The sequence below is a fragment of the Robbsia andropogonis genome, assembly GCF_034047095.1.
Classification (GTDB): Bacteria; Pseudomonadota; Gammaproteobacteria; order Burkholderiales; family Burkholderiaceae; genus Robbsia; species Robbsia andropogonis.
On sequence record NZ_CP139166.1, the window covers coordinates 293,822 to 312,729 of the forward strand.

13 protein-coding genes are annotated in these 18,908 nt (G+C 59.8%); 11 read left to right on the forward strand and 2 right to left on the reverse strand.

The window, feature by feature from the left end:
* Window positions 1–22 precede the first annotated feature (22 nt).
* Window positions 23–613 carry a type VI secretion system contractile sheath small subunit gene (tssB, locus tag SJQ66_RS06470; protein WP_024904839.1) on the reverse strand — a complete coding sequence of 197 codons (591 nt, stop codon included), beginning with the start codon at window positions 611–613 and terminating at the stop codon, window positions 23–25.
* 293 nt (window positions 614–906) lie between these two features.
* On the opposite strand from tssB, the gene SJQ66_RS06475 reads away from it, so the two are divergent.
* From SJQ66_RS06475 to SJQ66_RS06520, 10 genes are all read left to right on the forward strand, one after another.
* The gene (locus tag SJQ66_RS06475) at window positions 907–2,817 is read left to right on the forward strand and encodes a hypothetical protein (RefSeq protein ID WP_320534104.1); all 1,911 of its coding nucleotides are present in this window, start codon (window positions 907–909) and stop codon (window positions 2,815–2,817) included.
* Window positions 2,818–2,928: 111 nt separating this feature from the next.
* A complete protein-coding gene (locus SJQ66_RS06480; RefSeq protein ID WP_320534105.1) occupies window positions 2,929–3,816 on the forward strand; it encodes a MurR/RpiR family transcriptional regulator in 888 nt (295 codons plus the stop codon).
* Between the two features lie 167 nt (window positions 3,817–3,983).
* Window positions 3,984–4,973 (forward strand): isoaspartyl peptidase/L-asparaginase family protein, encoded by a 990-nt coding sequence (locus SJQ66_RS06485; RefSeq protein WP_024904836.1) that lies wholly within the window; start codon window positions 3,984–3,986, stop codon window positions 4,971–4,973.
* 15 nt (window positions 4,974–4,988) lie between these two features.
* Entirely contained in the window at window positions 4,989–6,923 is a 1,935-nt protein-coding gene (locus SJQ66_RS06490; RefSeq protein WP_046152061.1) for a dipeptide ABC transporter ATP-binding protein, read from the forward strand.
* Window positions 6,924–7,079: 156 nt separating this feature from the next.
* Window positions 7,080–8,645 carry a glutathione ABC transporter substrate-binding protein GsiB gene (gsiB, locus tag SJQ66_RS06495; RefSeq protein WP_024904834.1) on the forward strand — a complete coding sequence of 522 codons (1,566 nt, stop codon included), beginning with the start codon at window positions 7,080–7,082 and terminating at the stop codon, window positions 8,643–8,645.
* A 31-nt stretch (window positions 8,646–8,676) separates the two neighbouring features.
* Window positions 8,677–9,597 (forward strand): glutathione ABC transporter permease GsiC, encoded by a 921-nt coding sequence (gsiC, locus tag SJQ66_RS06500; RefSeq protein ID WP_024904833.1) that lies wholly within the window; start codon window positions 8,677–8,679, stop codon window positions 9,595–9,597.
* Window positions 9,598–9,623: 26 nt separating this feature from the next.
* The gene (gene gsiD, locus SJQ66_RS06505) at window positions 9,624–10,565 is read left to right on the forward strand and encodes a glutathione ABC transporter permease GsiD (RefSeq protein ID WP_024904832.1); all 942 of its coding nucleotides are present in this window, start codon (window positions 9,624–9,626) and stop codon (window positions 10,563–10,565) included.
* 75 nt (window positions 10,566–10,640) lie between these two features.
* Entirely contained in the window at window positions 10,641–11,792 is a 1,152-nt protein-coding gene (locus SJQ66_RS06510; protein ID WP_046152060.1) for a DmpA family aminopeptidase, read from the forward strand.
* Between the two features lie 27 nt (window positions 11,793–11,819).
* Window positions 11,820–12,653, forward strand: a complete 834-nt coding sequence (locus SJQ66_RS06515; RefSeq protein ID WP_024904830.1) for a M55 family metallopeptidase — start codon at window positions 11,820–11,822, stop codon at window positions 12,651–12,653.
* A 132-nt stretch (window positions 12,654–12,785) separates the two neighbouring features.
* Window positions 12,786–13,802, forward strand: coding sequence for a MipA/OmpV family protein (locus SJQ66_RS06520; protein ID WP_162199026.1), 1,017 nt, complete (start codon window positions 12,786–12,788; stop codon window positions 13,800–13,802).
* On the opposite strand, the gene SJQ66_RS06525 is transcribed toward SJQ66_RS06520, so the two are convergent.
* Window positions 13,786–15,063 (reverse strand): multidrug effflux MFS transporter, encoded by a 1,278-nt coding sequence (locus SJQ66_RS06525; RefSeq protein ID WP_320534106.1) that lies wholly within the window; start codon window positions 15,061–15,063, stop codon window positions 13,786–13,788. The genes SJQ66_RS06520 and SJQ66_RS06525 overlap by 17 nt on opposite strands.
* 420 nt (window positions 15,064–15,483) lie before the next feature.
* Here SJQ66_RS06525 and SJQ66_RS06530 point away from each other — a divergent pair, with 420 nt between their 5' ends.
* On the forward strand, window positions 15,484–18,648 hold the full coding sequence (locus tag SJQ66_RS06530) for an HD domain-containing phosphohydrolase (protein ID WP_320534107.1): 3,165 nt from the start codon (window positions 15,484–15,486) through the stop codon (window positions 18,646–18,648).
* Window positions 18,649–18,908: the final 260 nt, after the last annotated feature.

The following is an 18,908-nucleotide window of genomic DNA, read 5'->3' on the forward strand; positions in this document are numbered from 1 at the left end:
CGTGCGGGAGTCCGGGGGCATGTCAGGACGGATCGCCGGCAGTCGGTTCAGGCGTGGCCGGGGCGAAGGCATCGCCCGTGGGATCAACTTTGTTGGTGGGCGCGCCGGCGTCCGCGTCGCTTACAGCGCCCGCTTCTTGTTTCAGTTGTTCCAGTTCCGTCGTGTCTTGCACGATCTGTTCGAGCATCGCGTCTAATTCGTCGTTGCCGTCCAGCTTCGCCAGCAAATCGCGCAGTTGCTGTCGTGCTTCGAGCAGTTTTGCGAGCGGGGCGATCTGGCGGACCAGGTTATCCGGATGGAAATCGGCCATCGTGGAAAAAGACAGCGAAATCGGCAACGTGCCGTCGCCGGACAGCGTGTTCGGAACGCTGAGTTTTAATCGTGGTTTGATCTGACCCATTACGTCGCTGAAGTTGTCGCGATCGATTTCGACCAGGCGTCGGTCTTTCAGTTTAGGCAGAGGGTTGATGGGATGACCCGAGAGGTCCGCCATGATGCCAACGACCATTGGCAGTTCGCGCTTCTCGACGGCATCACCGACCTCCACGTCGTAGGTGATCTGTACACGCGGTGGCCGGTTGCGGCCCACCCAGTTTTGCAAGCTGTCTGACATCCCATTCTCCCAAGCAAATTTTTCTTGCCGTGTCCGTGTTTCGGGCTGACCCGATTTTTGTCGGTGGCGTGCTCCAATCCGCTTTCAAGCTGTACGCGGGCGCACGGTCGTGATCAATGCACGCTCGCTTCGTGTCAAAAAAGCGAATGCTGGTTCCACGATACGAAGCAAATTAACCTCGGCGGGAGGGCACGAATTGCATTGGGGCGTCACCCAAGGCTCAGTGGCGTGTACGGGCCTATTGCACCGTCGCGTCTTGTCGCAATGTCGATGGATTTCGTGAGGCCGCTGCCATGTCCACCGTGCCGGGTTTGTATCAAAACGTGATGACGTATATACAGTGGGATGCCGGGACGGGAATCAGTGACGGCTTGTTCGGGCGCCGGCAGAAGTCAGGCCTTGGCCAGGTGGATGCAGCTATGTACGCGTTCGATAATCATCGGAACGCGGCAACCTTCCAACGGTTACGCGATGCCTTCAATGCATGGCGTTCGACGGTAGGGCCGAATTGGGAGCGCGATCCTGCGAATCGGTCGATGTGTATCAGCGCCCTCGCCAGGCAATTGGCGCAATCGGACGACGTTGACAACGCAGGTGCGTCGCCGATTCCCATATCGGATCGCATCCACGCCAGGCTCGGCGTTATCTATCTATTTTCGCAACTGCATGTCGACTCGACCGTGGCCGAAGTGGCGGTGGGCGCGGCCTTTTCAGCTGCCGATATTGGATTGAGCTTTGCAAACGATCTCGAACTGCTAGGCCGCGTCTCGGAGGAAGCAAGGCAGCGTGCCGGGCCTGCCGGGGCGGCTTTTAACGACTCCGTCAGTCAAACAATGCAACGCGTAGCGTTGGCCCGCAACATTGTTGGAAAAGCCGGCGTGGTTGCGACGCCCGTTTCCGGTCTGGTTGAAAAGACGGTGCTGACACGGCCCAGGCCCGGAAGACCCTCGATTCCCGCCCCGGCGCCGGTGGCCACGCCGCCGGAAAGCTGGCAAGAGGCGGCAACGCGGCATTATCAACGCGGAAAATATCTTGTGTCACATGCTGTTCCGCTAACAGCGGAAGCTATTTCGCAGGGGATCGACCATGTCTCGCTGACCGCGCACGAAATCGTGGCCAAGATCCGTGCCGCGCTCAACGCCGCCAAGGACGCCGTATGCCAATACATTACGAATCAACTGCTTCCCAATTTAAGGCTCTATAAACATACGATTCTGCCGAATATCCTGCCAACTGTATTGCCTAAACTAACATCACTGGCGAGTGCCCTGGTCGATGGTTTGCTGGTGAAATTCTGTGCTGAAGCGGTACCGTTTCTAGGGGGCAGCCGGGATGTCCTCAAGGGACTTGTCAATGCTATCGACGCCAGCGTGGATCGGTTCAAGATGTGGTCGAATCGCTCGGTGCGGATCGCCGCCGGGCATCCCTCGACGATCTTTAACACCATCAAGTCGACCATGGAAATCAGCTTGGCGGAAGGATTGCTGACCGCGATGGGGGGCGCGGCCCGGGTCGCGGTGGAAGCATTGGCGCCTGGCTTTGGCATCATCGCGACCGCGGTGACGAAGCTTGTTGAACTGGTAGTCCGCGGCGTGATCCGGATTTTCGAACTCCTTCAATTTCGCGCGCTGATCGACGAAGCCAAAATACTGTGGAACAACCGGGAGGCACCGGACGCACTGCACAAGCGGCCAAGGGCGTTCAACGCATGGTATGGCGCGTACGCATCGACATCGCCGATCGTCGCGATACTGACCCTCAATACCGGGATCACGGGCAGCAAAATGCAGTTCATGGACATGATGACGTCCGATGGCAAGGTGATCAACGAAGATGGCTTCCAGAAGGGTGTCGCATTCATCGACGCGATGAAGGGCTGGGGCACCCAATATCTCAATGGATGCGGCATTGCAGTATCCTCGACAACGGCTGACGTCAAGGCATATTTGGCGCAGGCTAAATCGTGTAGTACGAATCGGACGCCCGGCGAGAAAGTCTGGGCGGCGGGTGTCGCATTCTTGAACGGCAGCGATTTTCCTGTCGATCCGGAGTTTGAGCACGTCAATGCGCCGCATCGGCCGCTGGCCCCGCTCCCCCCGCCTGTTGCTTCCGGTGCGCCACCCGTGCCGAGACGTCCCGCGACCTTTCCCGGAGCCGGCGCGCGCAGAGCGCCAGCGAGGCCATTGCGTGGCCCGGGCGAATGAGATGTCGTCAGATATTTCAAAAAAATCCCCTATGATATTTTTTTTTCATTAATATGCGTCGAATGAAAATTCACCATCAATGACGTTTTCGTCATTGACACGATGCATTCGATGCCTGAAAACGACGACAACCCACCCATTACGACCCGGATCAACCGGGCGCGGCTGACGTTGACTAGCGCACATCAGCGGCTGGCGGACTATGTCCTGTCGCATCCGCTGCAAGTGGCGACGATGCCGATCGACGAGCTTGCGAGCGCCGTTGGCGTGTCGATCGCCACGGCGAACCGCTTTGCCCGCGCGATCGGGCTCGATGGTTACCCCATGCTTCGTGCCGAGCTGGTTCGCGGTTTTGAGACGATGCTTGCGCCGCTGGAGAAGATGCGCGTCAAGCTCGAAAAGCCCAGCAGCATCGTCGATGTGTTTGCCACGGCGTTGGAGGAAAGTCAGCGTAACATCGCCGCTACCCTTGACGCGCTGGATGCGGCGTCATGCGAGGCGGCGGTTGCGGCCATTCTCAAGGCGCGTCGAATTTACCTTGCCGGCTTCGGTGCCAGCGGTTGGTTGGCAGGCTTGCTGCAGCGCGGCCTTGACCCGTTTTGCGAAAACGTGCAATTGCTGGCCGGCGTGGGCGGAGCCTCTTATGGGGCGCGGCTCCTCGCGGCGGCGCGTCAGGATGATCTCCTGATCGCCATCGCCTACCCACGCTACCTGGCGGATACCGTCTTGCTTGCCGAGACGGCCGCCGCCCGCAATATGCAGGTGCTCGCGTTGACGGATGGGCGACATTCTCCGCTGGTGCCGCACGCCAATATCTGCCTTTTCGCGCAAACAGACAATCATTTCGGTCCAAACGCCGATGCGGTCGGCCTTGCCTTGATCGAGGCGTTGTCTGGTGCCGTCGCATATCAATCGCGGGAAACGATGCGGAGCGCTGCGCGGATCACGGACGCCGTGCTTCCCTGGCTGCATAAGGGGTCGCGCGATAGAAAACGCTAGCGGCTGTTGCCGCGTGCCACCCGAAACGCATGATGTGCGAGTGACATACGAATTACGACGTGAGCGGACTGGCATGATCCGGCATGGGGAATTATTTCGTGCTTTCCGCACCGGCATCACGCGCCAAGCGCTGGTGTTGCTTTATCAAGATATCAATGAGTTTTGCCATGTCGACCTATTTCGCAGGACCTTCGAATGCGCGTATCCCGGTGATCGCGATCCACGGTGGTGCTGGAACGATGAGCCGCGCCTTGATCAGGGAAGAGAACACGCGGGCGTATCACCAGGCGTTGCATGACATTGTTGCCGGAGGACAGGACGTACTCGCGCGTGGGGGAAGCGCCATGGATGCCGTGTGCCATGCCGTTTCACTATTGGAGGATTGCCCGCTGTTTAACGCTGGCCACGGCGCGGTGTACACCGCCGCCGGCACGCATGAACTCGATGCGGCGGTGATGGATGGGGCGACGCGTGCGGCGGGTGCGGTAACGGGCATCAATCATGTCCGCAACCCGGTCCTGGCAGCGCGTGCGGTGATGACGCTTACGAACCATGTACTGATCGGTGGTGCGAGCGCCGAAGCGCTTGCGCGCGAAGCAGGACTGCAGATGGTCGAGCCGGCGTATTTCGAGACGGCAGCGCGTCTGGCGCAACTGCGCGCGGCGCAGGCGGCCAAGTCGGGCGCCGTGCTGGACCACGACGGCGCCGCCGCGTTGCAACAGCGACCATTGGACGAAAGCAAGAAATTCGGGACGGTCGGCGCGGTAGCGTTGGATATGCATGGCCATCTGGCGGCGGCGACATCGACCGGTGGCATGACGAACAAGCGCGTCGGCCGCATCGGAGACAGCCCCCAGATCGGCGCCGGTACATTTGCCGATGATCGGCAGGCTGCGGTGTCATGTACGGGCCACGGTGAATCGTTTATCCGGACCGTGGCGGCACATCACGTCTGCATGCGGATGGCTTATGGCGGCGAGTCCTTGCAGCAGGCGAGCGAGGCGGTGGTTCACCAGGTGTTGAAAGAGATCGACGGACGTGGCGGGCTGATTGCCATCGACGCGCAAGGCAATGTTAGCCTGCCATTCAATACCGAAGGCATGTATCGCGGTTATGGCCGTGTCGGCGGGACGCCCAGCGTCGCGATCTTCAATTGATGTGTCTATTCTGATATGAGTTCGATTCGTTCCAACGCGACCGCGCGGCACGCCGCGGACCTCTTGCCGCAGCGCGTGCTTGAAGTCGATGACTTGACCGTTCGATTCTCGACCTCTGAGCGTACCGTCGATGCGGTGCGTCAGTTGTCGTTCCACGTCGACCGGGGCGAAACGCTGGCAATCGTCGGCGAATCGGGATCCGGGAAATCGGTCACATCGCTCGCGTTGATGCGGCTGATCGAGCATGGCGGCGGCCGTATTCTGAACGGCAGCATGCATCTGCGTCAGCGCAATGGCCAGATCCTGCGTCTGCAGGATGCCTCGGCGGCAACAATGCGCAACGTCCGCGGCGCCGATATGGCGATGATCTTCCAGGAGCCAATGACCTCGCTGAATCCGGTCTTCACGGCCGGGGAGCAGATCGCCGAGTCGATCAGGCGCCATCAAGGGATGGATCGCGCGGCGGCGCGTGCGGAAGCTTTGCGGATGCTGGCGTTGGTGCGCATTCCTGAGGCGCGTAACGTGCTGGACCGCTATCCGCACCAATTGTCTGGCGGCATGCGTCAGCGCGTCATGATCGCAATGGCGTTGTCATGCAAGCCGCAGTTATTGATCGCCGATGAGCCGACGACGGCGCTGGACGTGACCATACAAGCGCAAATCCTGCAACTGATCCGTCAGTTGCAGGAGGAAATGCATATGGGCGTGATCTTCATCACCCACGACATGGGAGTGGTGGCCGAGGTCGCCGATCGCGTGCTGGTGATGTTCCGTGGCAACAAGGTTGAAGAGGGCGCGTCGAATGCGCTCTTTGCGGCACCATCGCATGCCTACACGCAGGCATTGTTGTCCGCGGTGCCGAAATTGGGCGCGATGCGCGGCACGGATCTTCCGCGCCATTTCGCATTGTTGAAACCCGACGAAGCAAGCGCCGACGTGGGGTCCACCGTGGCTGGTGCGTCTATCCCCGATAGCCGGTACATTGCGCCGATCGACACCCGCACCGCGGGAGCTCCGCCGATTCTGCGGGTCAAGAACCTTGTCACGCGTTTCGACCTGCGCTCCGGACTGTTCAACCGTACAACGCGACGGGTACATGCCGTCGAACGGGTGAGTTTCGACCTGTATCCAGGTGAAACGCTCGCGCTGGTCGGGGAGTCCGGCTGCGGCAAATCGACGACGGGCCGTTCCCTGCTGCGCCTAGTCGACAGCCAGAGCGGTGCGATCGAATTCGGTGGCCGCAATATCCTGAACCTGCCGACCCGGCAGGTGCAATCGCTGCGACGCGACATCCAGTTTATTTTCCAAGATCCTTTCGCCTCGCTGGATCCGCGCCTGACGGTGGGGTATTCGATCATGGAGCCGCTGCTGGTCCACAAGGCCGTTAAGGACCAGAGAGCGGCACAGGAGCGAGTTGATTGGCTGCTGGAAAAAGTGGGGTTGCCGACCGAATACGCGCAACGCTATCCGCACGAATTTTCTGGCGGTCAACGCCAGCGGATTGCGATTGCACGGGCGTTGGCGTTGAACCCGAAGGTGGTGGTGGCGGACGAGTCGGTGTCGGCACTGGACGTATCCATTCAGGCGCAGATCGTCAATCTGATGATGGATTTGCAGCGGGATCTCGGGGTGGCATTTCTGTTTATCTCGCATGACATGGCGGTGGTGGAGCGCATCAGTCACCGGGTGGCGGTGATGTTCCTCGGACAGATCGTCGAAATCGGACCGCGCCGGGCAATTTTTGAGAATCCGCAGCACCCTTACACACGCAAATTGATGGCGGCCGTACCCATCGCGGACCCGACGCGTCGCCACTTGAAGCGTGCGTTGCTCGAAGGAGAAATACCCAGTCCGATCCGCAAGGTAGGCGACGAACCCGAGGTCAGTCCCCTGGTGGAGGTAGGGCCAGGCCACTTCGTCGCACGGCATACGGTAGCAGGTTTGTATTGATAGGTTCCGTCGTTACGGTCGCGTGCCGATGTCGGCGACGAACGTTGAAAGTAGAGAAGGGCCTCGGCCAACGTGGTGAACGTGATGTGTACGGCATGGAGCGTGCGGTGAGAGCCGGCCGCCATGGCATGTCTTTTTGATCCTGGAGTGTTTTTGATGAACTACGTCTCTTCCAATGCACGTTTCGCGTTGCGTGCGATCGCTGGCGTGCTGGCGGCATCGGCACTGTGTGCAAGCGGCGCGGCATTCGCCGCGGCGAATCCGGTTCTGGCCATTTGGCAGGAGCCGGACTCGCTTGATCCGTACAACACCAACATGACGCTTACGCTCGCTATCACGAAGTCCTTCTACGAAGGCCTGTTCCGCTTCGACAAGGACTTGAAGATCGTGCCGGTGCTGGCGACCGGCTATGAAATGTCGAAAGACGGCACCGTCTACACGTTCAAGTTGCGCAAGGGCGTCAAGTTCCAGGACGGCACGGACTTCAACGCCGATGCCGTGAAGTTCAATCTCGACCGTGCGATGGCGCCGGAGAATCATTTGCTGCGCTCGCCGCAATTCAATCGCATCACGAAGATCGAGGTCCTCGATCCATTGACGTTGCGCATCACGCTCAAGGAGTCGTTTGCGCCGTTCATCAATTCGCTGGCGCACCCGTGCGCCGCCATGATCTCGCCGACTGCATTGAAGAAGTATGGCAGCAAGGACATCGCTTTTCATCCCGTGGGAACGGGCGAATTCGAGCTGGTGCGATTCGATCAGAAAGACGGTGTTGTGCTGAAGAAGTTTGATGGGTATTGGAACAAGGGCTTTCCGAAAGTCGACGGCCTGACGTGGAAGCCGGTGCCGGAAAATGCTACGCGTGCCGCCATGTTGCAAACGGGCGAAGCGGATTTCGCCTTTCCGCTGCCGTATGAACAAGCGGCGCAGCTGAAAGCGGACAGCAAACTGGACGTTGTGGCATCGAAGTCGATCATTACGCGTTTCCTCGGCTTCAATATGCTGCAAAAGCCTTTCACCGATGTCCGTGTCCGCCAGGCCATCGCATTGGCGATCAACAAGCAAGCGCTGGCAAAGGTCGCGTTCAACGGTTATGCGGTACCGGCGGAAGGCTTTATTCCGCAGGGCGTTCCATTCGCGGAAAAGATGGCGCCCATCCCATACAACCCGGCAAAGGCGCGTGAACTGCTGAAGGAAGCGGGTTATCCGAACGGCTTCGAATCCACGCTGTGGTCGGCCTACACGACGACAACCGCCCGCAAGACGATCGAATTCATCCAGCAGCAGTTGGCGCAAGTCGGAATCAAGCTTCAGATCGAAGCATTGGAGACGGGCAAGCGCGTGCAATTGGTGGATTCCTGGCCGGAGCCGACGACGGCAAAGATGCGGATGTACTACACCGGATGGTCGTCGTCCACGGGGGAGGCCGACTGGGCCCTCCGGCCATTGTTCGCTTCAGAGGCGTGGTCGCCCAAGTTGAATAACGTGACCTACTACAAGAACGATCTGGTGGATAAGGACATTGCAAAAGCGCTGACCTCTACCGACGACACCGAGAAAGCCACGTTGTACAAGGCGGTGCAGGACCAGTTGGCGAAGGATCTGCCGCGCGTGCCGCTGGTGACGGAAGAGAATGTATCGGGTAACTCGAAGCGGTTGAGCGGTGTCTACGTGCAGCCGGATGGCAATATCGATATCTACAACATGTCGGTATCGAAGTAAGTAAGGAGACGCCGCGCAAGCGGCAAGAGCAATGCTGAACTACTTCCTGAAACGGCTCCTGGGTCTGATTCCCACGTTGCTGATCGTTGCCGTACTGGTGTTCCTGTTCGTGCACTTGTTGCCTGGTGATCCGGCACGGCTTGCCGCGGGGCAAGATGCCGATGACGTCACCGTCGCGATGGTGCGCCATGAGCTGGGCCTGGACTTGCCACTGCCACAGCAGTTCATCGCGTTTTTCTCGCGCATGCTGCACGGTGATTTTGGTGTCTCGATCCGGACCAGCCGGGCGGTAACGGAGGAGATCGGTGTGCGGTTCATGCCGACGTTCCTCCTGACGGTGACCAGCATGGTGTGGTCGACCCTGTTCGGCCTTGTCATCGGCATCGTCTCGGCCGTGTATCGCAACCGTTGGCCCGATCGCATCGGGATGACGATCGCGGTATCGGGCATCTCGTTTCCCGCCTTCGCGTTGGGCATGATGCTGATGCAGCTTTTCTCCGTCAAACTGGGCTGGTTTCCCACGGTCGGTGCCGATACCTGGCGCCACTATGTGTTGCCGTCGCTTACGTTGGGCGCCGGTGTGGCCGCAGTGATGGCCCGGTTTACCCGTGCATCGTTCGTCGAAGTCGTGCAAGAGGACTTTGTCCGAACGGCGCGGGCGAAAGGCCTGAGCGAGCCGATCGTGGTGCTCAAGCATTGCTTGCGCAATGCGTTGATTCCGGTGGTGACGATGATGGGCCTGCAGTTCGGGTTCTTGTTGGGCGGCTCGATCGTGGTGGAGGCTGTATTCAACTGGCCGGGTCTCGGCCGCTTATTGGTGGATTCCGTCAGCGCGCGAGACTACCCGGTGATTCAGACGCTGGTGTTGCTGTTCTCGCTCGAATTCATCCTAATCAACCTCGTCGTCGACATGTTGTATGGCCTGATCAATCCGACCATTCGCTACAAGTAATCTCGACCGCTAAACAGAACATCATCATGACGGCATCCTCGACCCCTGTTTCCGGCACGCCCGCACACTCGCCCGCGCCGCCGCCGGTGCCCACGGGACCCGCTCCGGTCAGCGGCACCGTACGTACGCCGTGGCGGGAGTTCTGGCGCAAATTCAAGAAACAAAAGGTAGCGGTGATCGCGCTGGTGTTTATCGCGGCGTTGGTCGCGGCCGCGATCCTGGCACCGCATTTGACCCCGTACGACGCCGAGCATTACGCGGACTACGATCACATAGACGAGGGGCCATCGGCGTTGCATTGGTTCGGCGTGGATGCGATGGGGCGTGACATATTGAGCCGTATTCTGATGGGCGCGCGCATTTCGCTGGCCGCCGGGTTTTTATCGGTGGTGCTGGGCTGCGTGATTGGTACCCTGTTCGGTCTGCTGGCCGGTTATTACGAGGGCTGGTGGGATCGCGTGACCATGCGGGTGTGTGACGTGCTGTTTGCGTTCCCGGGAATCCTTCTCGCCCTGGGCGTGGTAGCAATCCTGGGCAGCAGCATGACGAACGTCGTGGTGGCGGTTTCCGTCTTCAGCGTCCCGGCGTTCGCGCGATTGGTACGCGGTAATACGCTGGTACTGAAGCAATTGACGTATATCGAGTCCGCGCGCAGCATTGGTGCAAGCGACTGGACGATCATGATTCGGCATATCCTGCCAGGCACGATTTCATCGATTGTCGTGTATTTCACGATGCGTGTAGGCACGTCCATCATTACCGCGGCCAGCTTGTCGTTTCTGGGGATGGGCGCGCAACCGCCCACGCCGGAGTGGGGCGCCATGCTGAACGATGCGCGTGCTGATATGGTCAATGCGCCCCATGTGGCGATTTTTCCTAGCTTGGCGATCTTTCTGACCGTGCTCGCGTTCAACCTCCTGGGTGATGGGTTGCGCGACGCGCTGGACCCGAAGATCGATCGGCAATAAGTGCGACAGGGCGTGACGCGGACATGACGTGCGTGTACATCGCTCCGCGCCCATGCCGACAAGGCCGGAGAGACGATGAACGAATATCCTGAAATCGCAGTGCCGCACGTGCGCGATCCAGGTGCACGGCGGATACCGGTGGTGGGTCTGTTGCCGGCGGGGGCGCGCAACGCCATCACGGATGTGGCGGGTATCCGCGTAGGCCACGTCACGCTGGCCGATGGGCCGGTGCAGACTGGCGTGACGGTGATCCATCCGCACGGAGACGATCCGTACCGCAACAAGGTGCCGGCTGCCTCAGCCGTGATCAACGGCTTTGGCAAAAGCGTCGGGCTGATCCAGCTCGACGAGTTGGGCCAGTTGGAAACGCCGATTGCGTTGACCAATACGTTTTCCGTCGGCGCGGTCGCGCAGGCACAGATCCGGCAGGCGCTCGCGCGGAATCCGGACATAGGACGGTCATTGCCCACGGTGAATCCGCTGGTGCTCGAATGCAATGACGGGTTCCTCAATGACATCCAGAAAATGCACGTCAGCGAGGCCGATTACAGGTCGGCCAGTGACAGTGCGGGCCACGATCTCGCACAAGGCGCGGTGGGCGCAGGACGTGGCATGTCGAGCTTTCAGATGAAAGGTGGTATCGGCACGGCCTCGCGTGAGGTATCGATATCTTCGGTGCGGGCGGGTGCCGGTGGCATGATCGAGGATGTCATGCACCGCTACACCGTCGGTGCCCTGGTCTTGTCGAACTATGGGCTGATGCCAAACCTGATATGGGGCGGCGAGATCATCGGGCCCCGCATCATGTCTTTGCTGGAAGAAGAATCGCGCCAGGCGTTCACGTATGTCGATCATCCTGAAAAAGGCTCGATCATCATGATCCTCGCCACCGATGCACCGCTTGACGCCCGGCAGCTACGCCGCCTGGCGGGGCGAGCGGCAGCGGGGCTGGCGCGGACAGGTTCGATCTATGGTCATGGCAGCGGTGATATCGCGGTGGCATTCAGCACCGCTTATACGGTGCCCCACACTGCCGATCGGCCGATGCCGCCGGTCACCACGTTGCACGAGACCCGGATCGACGCGCTGTTTCAAGCCGCTGCCGACACGGTCGAACAAGCCATTATTCACGCCTTGTGGCACGCGGAACCGGTTACCGGGCGGGATGGCAACCATCGGCCCGCGCTGCGTGACCTGTTGACCCGGCTGGATGTACGCGCAGCCTGACACCGTATCCGAACCCAAGCGACAACGATGAAGATATTGATTTCCGCCGATATAGAAGGCGTGGCGGGTGTGTACCACAACGAACAGGTTCGTCCCGGCAATCCGGAATATGAGCGTGCCCGCCGCCTGATGGCAGCGGAGGCCAGCGCGGCCGTGGCCGGTGCGTTCGATGGCGGCGCCACCGACGTGTTTCTAAACGATTCGCATGGTGGTTTTCGGAACATGCCACCGGATCTGCTGGATGAGCGCGCACAGGTCATCCAGGGCAAGCCGCGCTATCTCGGAATGGTGGCCGGTGTTGAACTGGGCATCGACGGCGTCTGCTTGCTTGGCTATCACTCGCGGGCGCAAGGCCGCGGCATTCTGGCCCATACCATTAATAGCTTTGCCTTCGCCGAGGTCTGCATCAATGGACAGGCGTTGGGCGAGGCGGGCCTGTATGGCGCACTTGCCGGTGCATACGGCGCCCCGGTGATCATGGCGAGCGGTGATGATGAATTCATCGACGAGAACCGCGCGTTGTTCCCGCACGCGGTGTTCGTCCAGACGAAGCGCGCCACCGGCCAGTTGAGCGGCATCAGCCTGTCGCCAGCGCGATCGTGCGCGGCAATCCAGGCGGGCGCCCGGCAGGCGGTAAGTGACATGCGTGCCGGACAATCGGTCGGCCCGCAACCGCTGCGGCTGGGCGCGCCGCTGCTTGTTGCATTGCAGACGCAGACGCCCGCACAGGCCGATCTGTTCTGCCAATGGCCCACGTTGAAGCGCACCGCCGGTAATGCGCTTGCGTTCGACGCCCCTGACATCGAAGCCGCGGTTCGGATGCTCAATTGCCTTTCCGCAATGTCGTCCATGCTGCGCTGACAGTAAGGGCGGCCATCGCCGGCGAGGGTGGAGGCAGACGCATGGCGGATGAAGGATGGTGCTCGCTCTCGGCGGCCACCTTGGTCCCCAAACGCGTTAATCGGTTCAGTGTGTGGAAATTGGATATGATGCTTGCTCGATCTCTATTCCCTCTATTGCACACCCATGCCCGCTCTCGATGATCACCGCCTCGACTTTTTTGATACGCCCCGCCCGGCGTCCGTAGTGACAAACCGGAGGCGTGCCGTGCCTCATGGATCACGTCGGTCACGGATGTTTCCGGCCGTGGTGGCCGGGGTTTGCCTTTCTGTCGGCGTGTGTACCGTGCACGCCCAGTCGACTTCCGAATCCGCTTCGGGAACGACAGCGGCAACAACGTCGAGCGCCGCCAGTAGTTCGGCGTCCGCGGGAGGCGGCGGTTCCGTATGGTCCCAACTTTGGGGTGATCATGCGGATGTCAACGTGGGCCTGGGTCTGGGACTTGACCAGCGTTACATGGGGGCGCGTGACTATCGCCCGATGATCGTCCCGATGTTTTCCGTTACGCGGGGCGTGTTCCTCGCGGATGCTGTGAAAGGGGTGGGGGTGCAGTACCAGTCATCCGGCGGTTTTTATGTCGGCGATACGTTCAACTACGACCCGGGTCGCGACGACCGCAATGACTGGCTGCGCCCCGGTGGGGACAATTTGCGTAATATGGGTAGCGTCAAGGGCACGGTGACGAACACGGTGACCGTCGCGCAGCAGATCGTGCCCTGGCTGTCGGTCAATGCGCAGGCTGAATTCGGGTTGGACGGGCACCGTCGCGGCAATCAATATCAGCTTGGACTGGAAAGCGTTGCCTACAAGCAGGGCGTCGATACGCTAACGCTCGATTTGAACGCGAAGATCGGGGATAGCCAGTATAACCAGACCTATTTCGGCGTAACGAACGCCCAGCAGAACGCATCGGGCTACCACGCCTATCATCCGGGTTTCGGTATTTATGCCTATGCGTTGACAGCGACGTGGGATCGTAAATTCGACAAGCATTGGGCGGGCGAGCTGATTGTAAGTGGCAGCTACTATCCGTCGAAGGCGGCTGCCAGCCCGATCGTGCAACGTCGGTTCGGGTTGACGATCCTGCCGTCCGTCAGTTACGCGTTCTAGTTCTGTATCCACCGCTTCGTGCCGCCGGACGCACTGTCTTGAAATACACGGCGGCAGCGATGGTGCAGCATAGCATCATCAGCCCGCTCATCACCACTGCGGGCAGTGTATTGAACCAGACCAGCAACAGGCCTTCCACATAGCTGGTGCAGGCGCCCAACCCGGTCGCGATGGCGTTCATCAGCGCGGAAGCGGTGCCCGCGAATTCCCCCGCGTTTTCCATTGCGCCCTGTTGGGCGCTGGGCGTCAGCAATCCGATGCAGAGTGCATTGGTCGATAGCAGCACCGAGAGCACCGGCACGGACAGCAAGTGCGTGGACGCCAGAATCAGCATGGTCAGCGCCGAAACCACGGAAATGCAAAGCGATACGCCAATCACGACGTCGCCGGGGATCTCCCGTTTCGACAACTGGCCACTTAGAAAGGAGCCGAGCATCAGGCACAAGGCGGTGATGCCGAACAGCAGTCCATATTTCGCCGTGGAGACATGCAGAACGTTGACGAAGACATAGAGTGAGCCGGTCACGTAGGAAAAATGACTTGAAAATGTCAGCGCGATAATGAGCACATAGGCAAAGCTTACCCTGTCCGACAGGAACAACCTGTAATCCTTCAGTACCGAGCGGCGTGGCGCATGTGTTGCCTCCAAACCGGCCGTCGAAGCCCGATCTGCTCGTGCGGCGATGGCCGCCAGCTTCGTACGCGACGATTCCGGCAAGCCAAGCGCCACCATCAGTGACATCATGATGCCGCCGAACGCCATGAAGCCGTAGATCCAGCGCCAGCTTCCCAGCAACAACAGCACATTTCCGATCGATGGCGCGGTGGTCGGCCCAATGATCCGCACCACCGCGGCATAAGACAGCAGACGACGCGCGCTGGCACCTTGCCGATGATCGCGGATCACCGTTATCGCCAGCACGGATGCCGCACCGGCACCGGCGCCTTGCAGCAGGCGCCAGAACAGCAGCGCACCGAACGCCGACGTTATCGTCGCCATCACACTAGCGAGGGCATAGACGAAACAGGCCGAAAGCAGCACGGGGCGGCGACCTACCCGATCCGACAGTGGCCCGTAGATCAGCGGCGACGCCGAAAAGCCGAAGAAAAAGATGCTGAGGGTTTGTGAGACGTGCTCGACGGACACATTGAAGGTTGCCGCCATATTGGCGAAACCGGGCAGTCCCATGTCGATGGACATCGAGGGAAACGCCGTGAGTACGCCGCAAATCACCACCAGCCGTAATGAAGACGATTTCATGAGCGACGACTTCGACGGCATTTCAATAAGCATGCATTTTATTTTGGCACAAAGGCCGCGAGACGGCTTACGTGCATAAGCATCAAGCGTCGATCTGATGCTACCCGATTTTATATATCAATGATCCCATGATAGCGTGTTGGCGCCGCATGGCAAAATCCGTTGCGCCCTAATTTAAGGTTTTCAAGCAATAAAATTGAGAAATTCGTTTTTAAAGTGCTATGTCCCCGTTCTCAAAGCGATTTCGCGTCATCCGTCCTGCCACGCAATCTCGTAATATCGTTGCATTTTCGAGATATAAGATCGTTTAATCTTTCCACAAAACCGTTTATTTGATAAGAATATTGGGACCCCATATGAAACCGCCGCAATCCGGGTTTGCCACGCTGTGCGGCAGGCGTGCCTATATAGGTAGACATCATGACGCGCTGGCCCAGGCTATATCGCACCCTATCCCGGCGGCGACTTGATACGCATTTGACGCTGGTGTTTGGCCTGACCGCGGTCTTTGTGCTATTGAGTATCGTGTTGTTTGTCAATAATCGAACCATGTCAATCGTCGATGGGGCATCGCAGACCCTTTTCGCTCATATGGCTGGTGAAAGCGGCGCGGCTATCGACAAGAGCCTGACATCCATCGATGCACTAAGTATGTTGGTGGCGGCGGACCCCCAGGCCGTAGCGTATCGCGATGCGGTGCAACCGTCGTTTATCAAGCGGATGCGGGTGGTGTTGGATGCCATGCCCGTGGTATCGGCAGTGTATATCGGCTATGAGAACGGGGGCTTTGTCCTGTTGCGGCGCCTCTCGTCGGATGCGGTGCGCCGTCACCTCGCAGCACCTGATGAGGCGCGCTTCCTGTTGGAGCGCATTGCGCCGGAGGCTGATGAAAAATCGTCCCATGTCAGCGTGACGGCGGCCACGCTGACGTTCCTCGATGATGGTTTTCATCCGATCCTCATTTCACCGCCATCGTCGCTCGGTTACGATCCGCGCGCGCGGGACTGGTATCGTCACGCTCGCGCGCAGTCAAAGCCGATCTTGACAGACCCTTATTGGTTTTACGCGACCGGGGAACGCGGCATCACCTTTGCGCGGCGCCTGCCTCATGGCGACGGCGTATTAGGTATTGACCTCGGCCTTGCCGATTTGTCCATGAAGTTGATGCGATTGCGCAATACGGCCAGCACCGCGTTGCTGATCGCCAACGCACGCGGCGACGTGTTGGCGACAACGGCGGAAGCGGTTACGCCAGCCTGCGACGTGGCGCTGCATGCACACGGTGCGGCGCCGGAGCCCATATCGCCAGCGACGCAGGAGGGTCTGACCGCCTCGCCAATCATGCATCGCATGATGCGCGCGTCGCGTGACACTGTGTCGTCCACCGGACCACAACGCATTACGGTGGAGGGCCATCGCTGGACGATGCGTGTGATGCCCGTAAGCGCTTCCGGCTGGCTGTTTCGGGTCGTATTGGCCACGCCGGATGACGAGGTGCTGGCCGAGGAGCGACGCATGGTCGCCATTTTGGAGATGATCAGTCTGCTGGCGGTGTTCGTGATGCTGATTGTCATCCGCTTCACCGCGCGCCGGGTGAGCCGGCCATTGGTCGCCATCTCCAGACAGGCAGAGGCGCTGAACGCGTTCGATTTTTCCGGCGCGATGCGCAAGCAGCATTCGCCGGTGACCGAAATTGAGACGCTCTCCGGGGCATTGCATGCGGCAGGGGCAACGCTGCAGCGGTTCGTTGAAATCGGCCGGACACTGGCCGCCGAGCGTGATCCGGATCGGCTGCTGGCCCGACTGCTGGATGAAACGGTGCACGCCACGCGGTCGAATGGTGGCGTCATCGTGTTGACCGAGGATGACGGCGTGCATTTCCGTATCGGCGCACGGACAAACGCGGGATCGAACGACCCAGGGACATCCGAGGCAACGGATCGACAGCGCAATGCGTCGATGACGATCGCGCGGGTGTTCGGGACCGAGGGCATGGCCGTGGACACGCGCGCCGGTGGCCTGGGAGAACGAATTCGCGATGCATTGCAACGCCACGCCGCCACCCAGTTAAGCTGGCCGATAGCGGGGGGCGTATCCGCCGGGAGCGTGCCGGGTGAAACCTTGCTTGCTGCGTTGACGGCAGGTCGTACCCCCGAGAACCACGGCGGGGCGCCGACATCGCGGCTGCAAGTGATTGCCTTGCGCAATCGCGCAAATGAGTTGATTGGCGGCATGCTGTTGTTGATGCACGGCGACGATATCGCTGCAAACGTGAGCGGCCAATCGCCTCGCACCGTGCCGGGCGATCTCGATCTGGCTCGCGCGCTCGCAGGCAATGCCGCCATCGCACTGGAGACCGCATTGCTGCTTAAATCCCGAAAGGCGTTGCTCGATGGCGTCGTACGGATGATCGCGGAGGCGATCGATGCGAAGTCTCCGCATACCAGCGGGCATTGCCAGCGCGTACCGGTCTTGATGCAGGCACTGGTTCAAGCGGCATGCGAGGCAAAGCACGGCCCGTATGCATCCTTCTCCCTGACACCGGACGATTGGGAGGCGGTGGAGGTGGCAAGCTGGCTGCACGACTGCGGCAAGCTGACGACGGCGGAATATGTCATCGACAAGGCAACCAAGCTCGAGACCTTGGCGAATCGCATTCACGAGATTCGCATGCGCTTCGAGGTACTGAAGGCGCACGCACATATCGATTACTGGCGCGCTGTCGCCACGGGGGCATTGGAGACTGAGGCCCGGGCAACCCGGGATCAGGCGTTACGCTCGCTTGACGACGACTTCGCGTTCGTGGCCCATTGCAACGAAGGCGGCGAATCAATGCAGCCAGAACATGTAGACCGTTTGCGCACCATCGCTCGGCGAAGGTGGACGCGCACGCTCGACGACATGCTGGGCACCTCACGCGATGAACGCGCGCGCATGGCGCACTGTCGCGCGGATCATACGCCCGCAATCGGTTTGCCGAGGGAGGAGCCATTGCTTGCCGATCGCGAGGAGCACATCATCGGGCATGAACCGAATGCATTGAGCGAGCGGGAAGCACGTTTCGGCTTCCGTATGAAACCGCTCCCAGATCGGATGAATCTTGGAGAGCTGCACAACTTGTCCATCGAGCGGGGCACCCTGACGCCGGAAGAACGGTTTGAAATAAATCGCCATATCACCCGAACCATTGTGATGCTGGAAGGGCTGCCGCTGAACGGTGCCTTGAAAAACGTTCCGGAATACGCCGGTGGTCACCACGAGAAAATGGATGGCGGCGGCTATCCGCGCGGCTTGACGCGTAACCAGATGAGCCCGATCGCACGAATGATGGCCGTCGCGGACGTCTTCGAGGCGCTTACCGCGGGCGATCGGCCATATAAAAAAGCCAAACCCCTGAGTGAGGCGTTCAAGATCATGGGAAAAATGAAACGCGATAACCATCTTGATCCGGACTCGCTTGACCTTTTCGTGTCATCTGGCGTCTGGCGCAGCTACGCATCGCGGTTCCTGATGCCCTGGCAAGACGACAACCCGGATATTGCCGACATCTTGGCGATTACGCCGCGTGAGCGCAGCGCAACGTAACGTAACGGGTTTCCCACCCATTCTTGCGCTATTTGTCACGCGAAAACATAAGATGTCTGATCACGTAGTCATTCTTTTAAGCGCGAGTGGTGCTCGCTGGTTATTTGAATGATTTCCCCCGATTTCTGCTTTTTTTCATAAGGGTTTATCGGGAAGTAACGGTCCTGGCACGCCTCGGAATGCGCCAAAACGACGTTGCGAGGGTTTACATTGATAGTAGGCATTTTCCCCGGCCATTAGGATTCGACATCAGATAACCT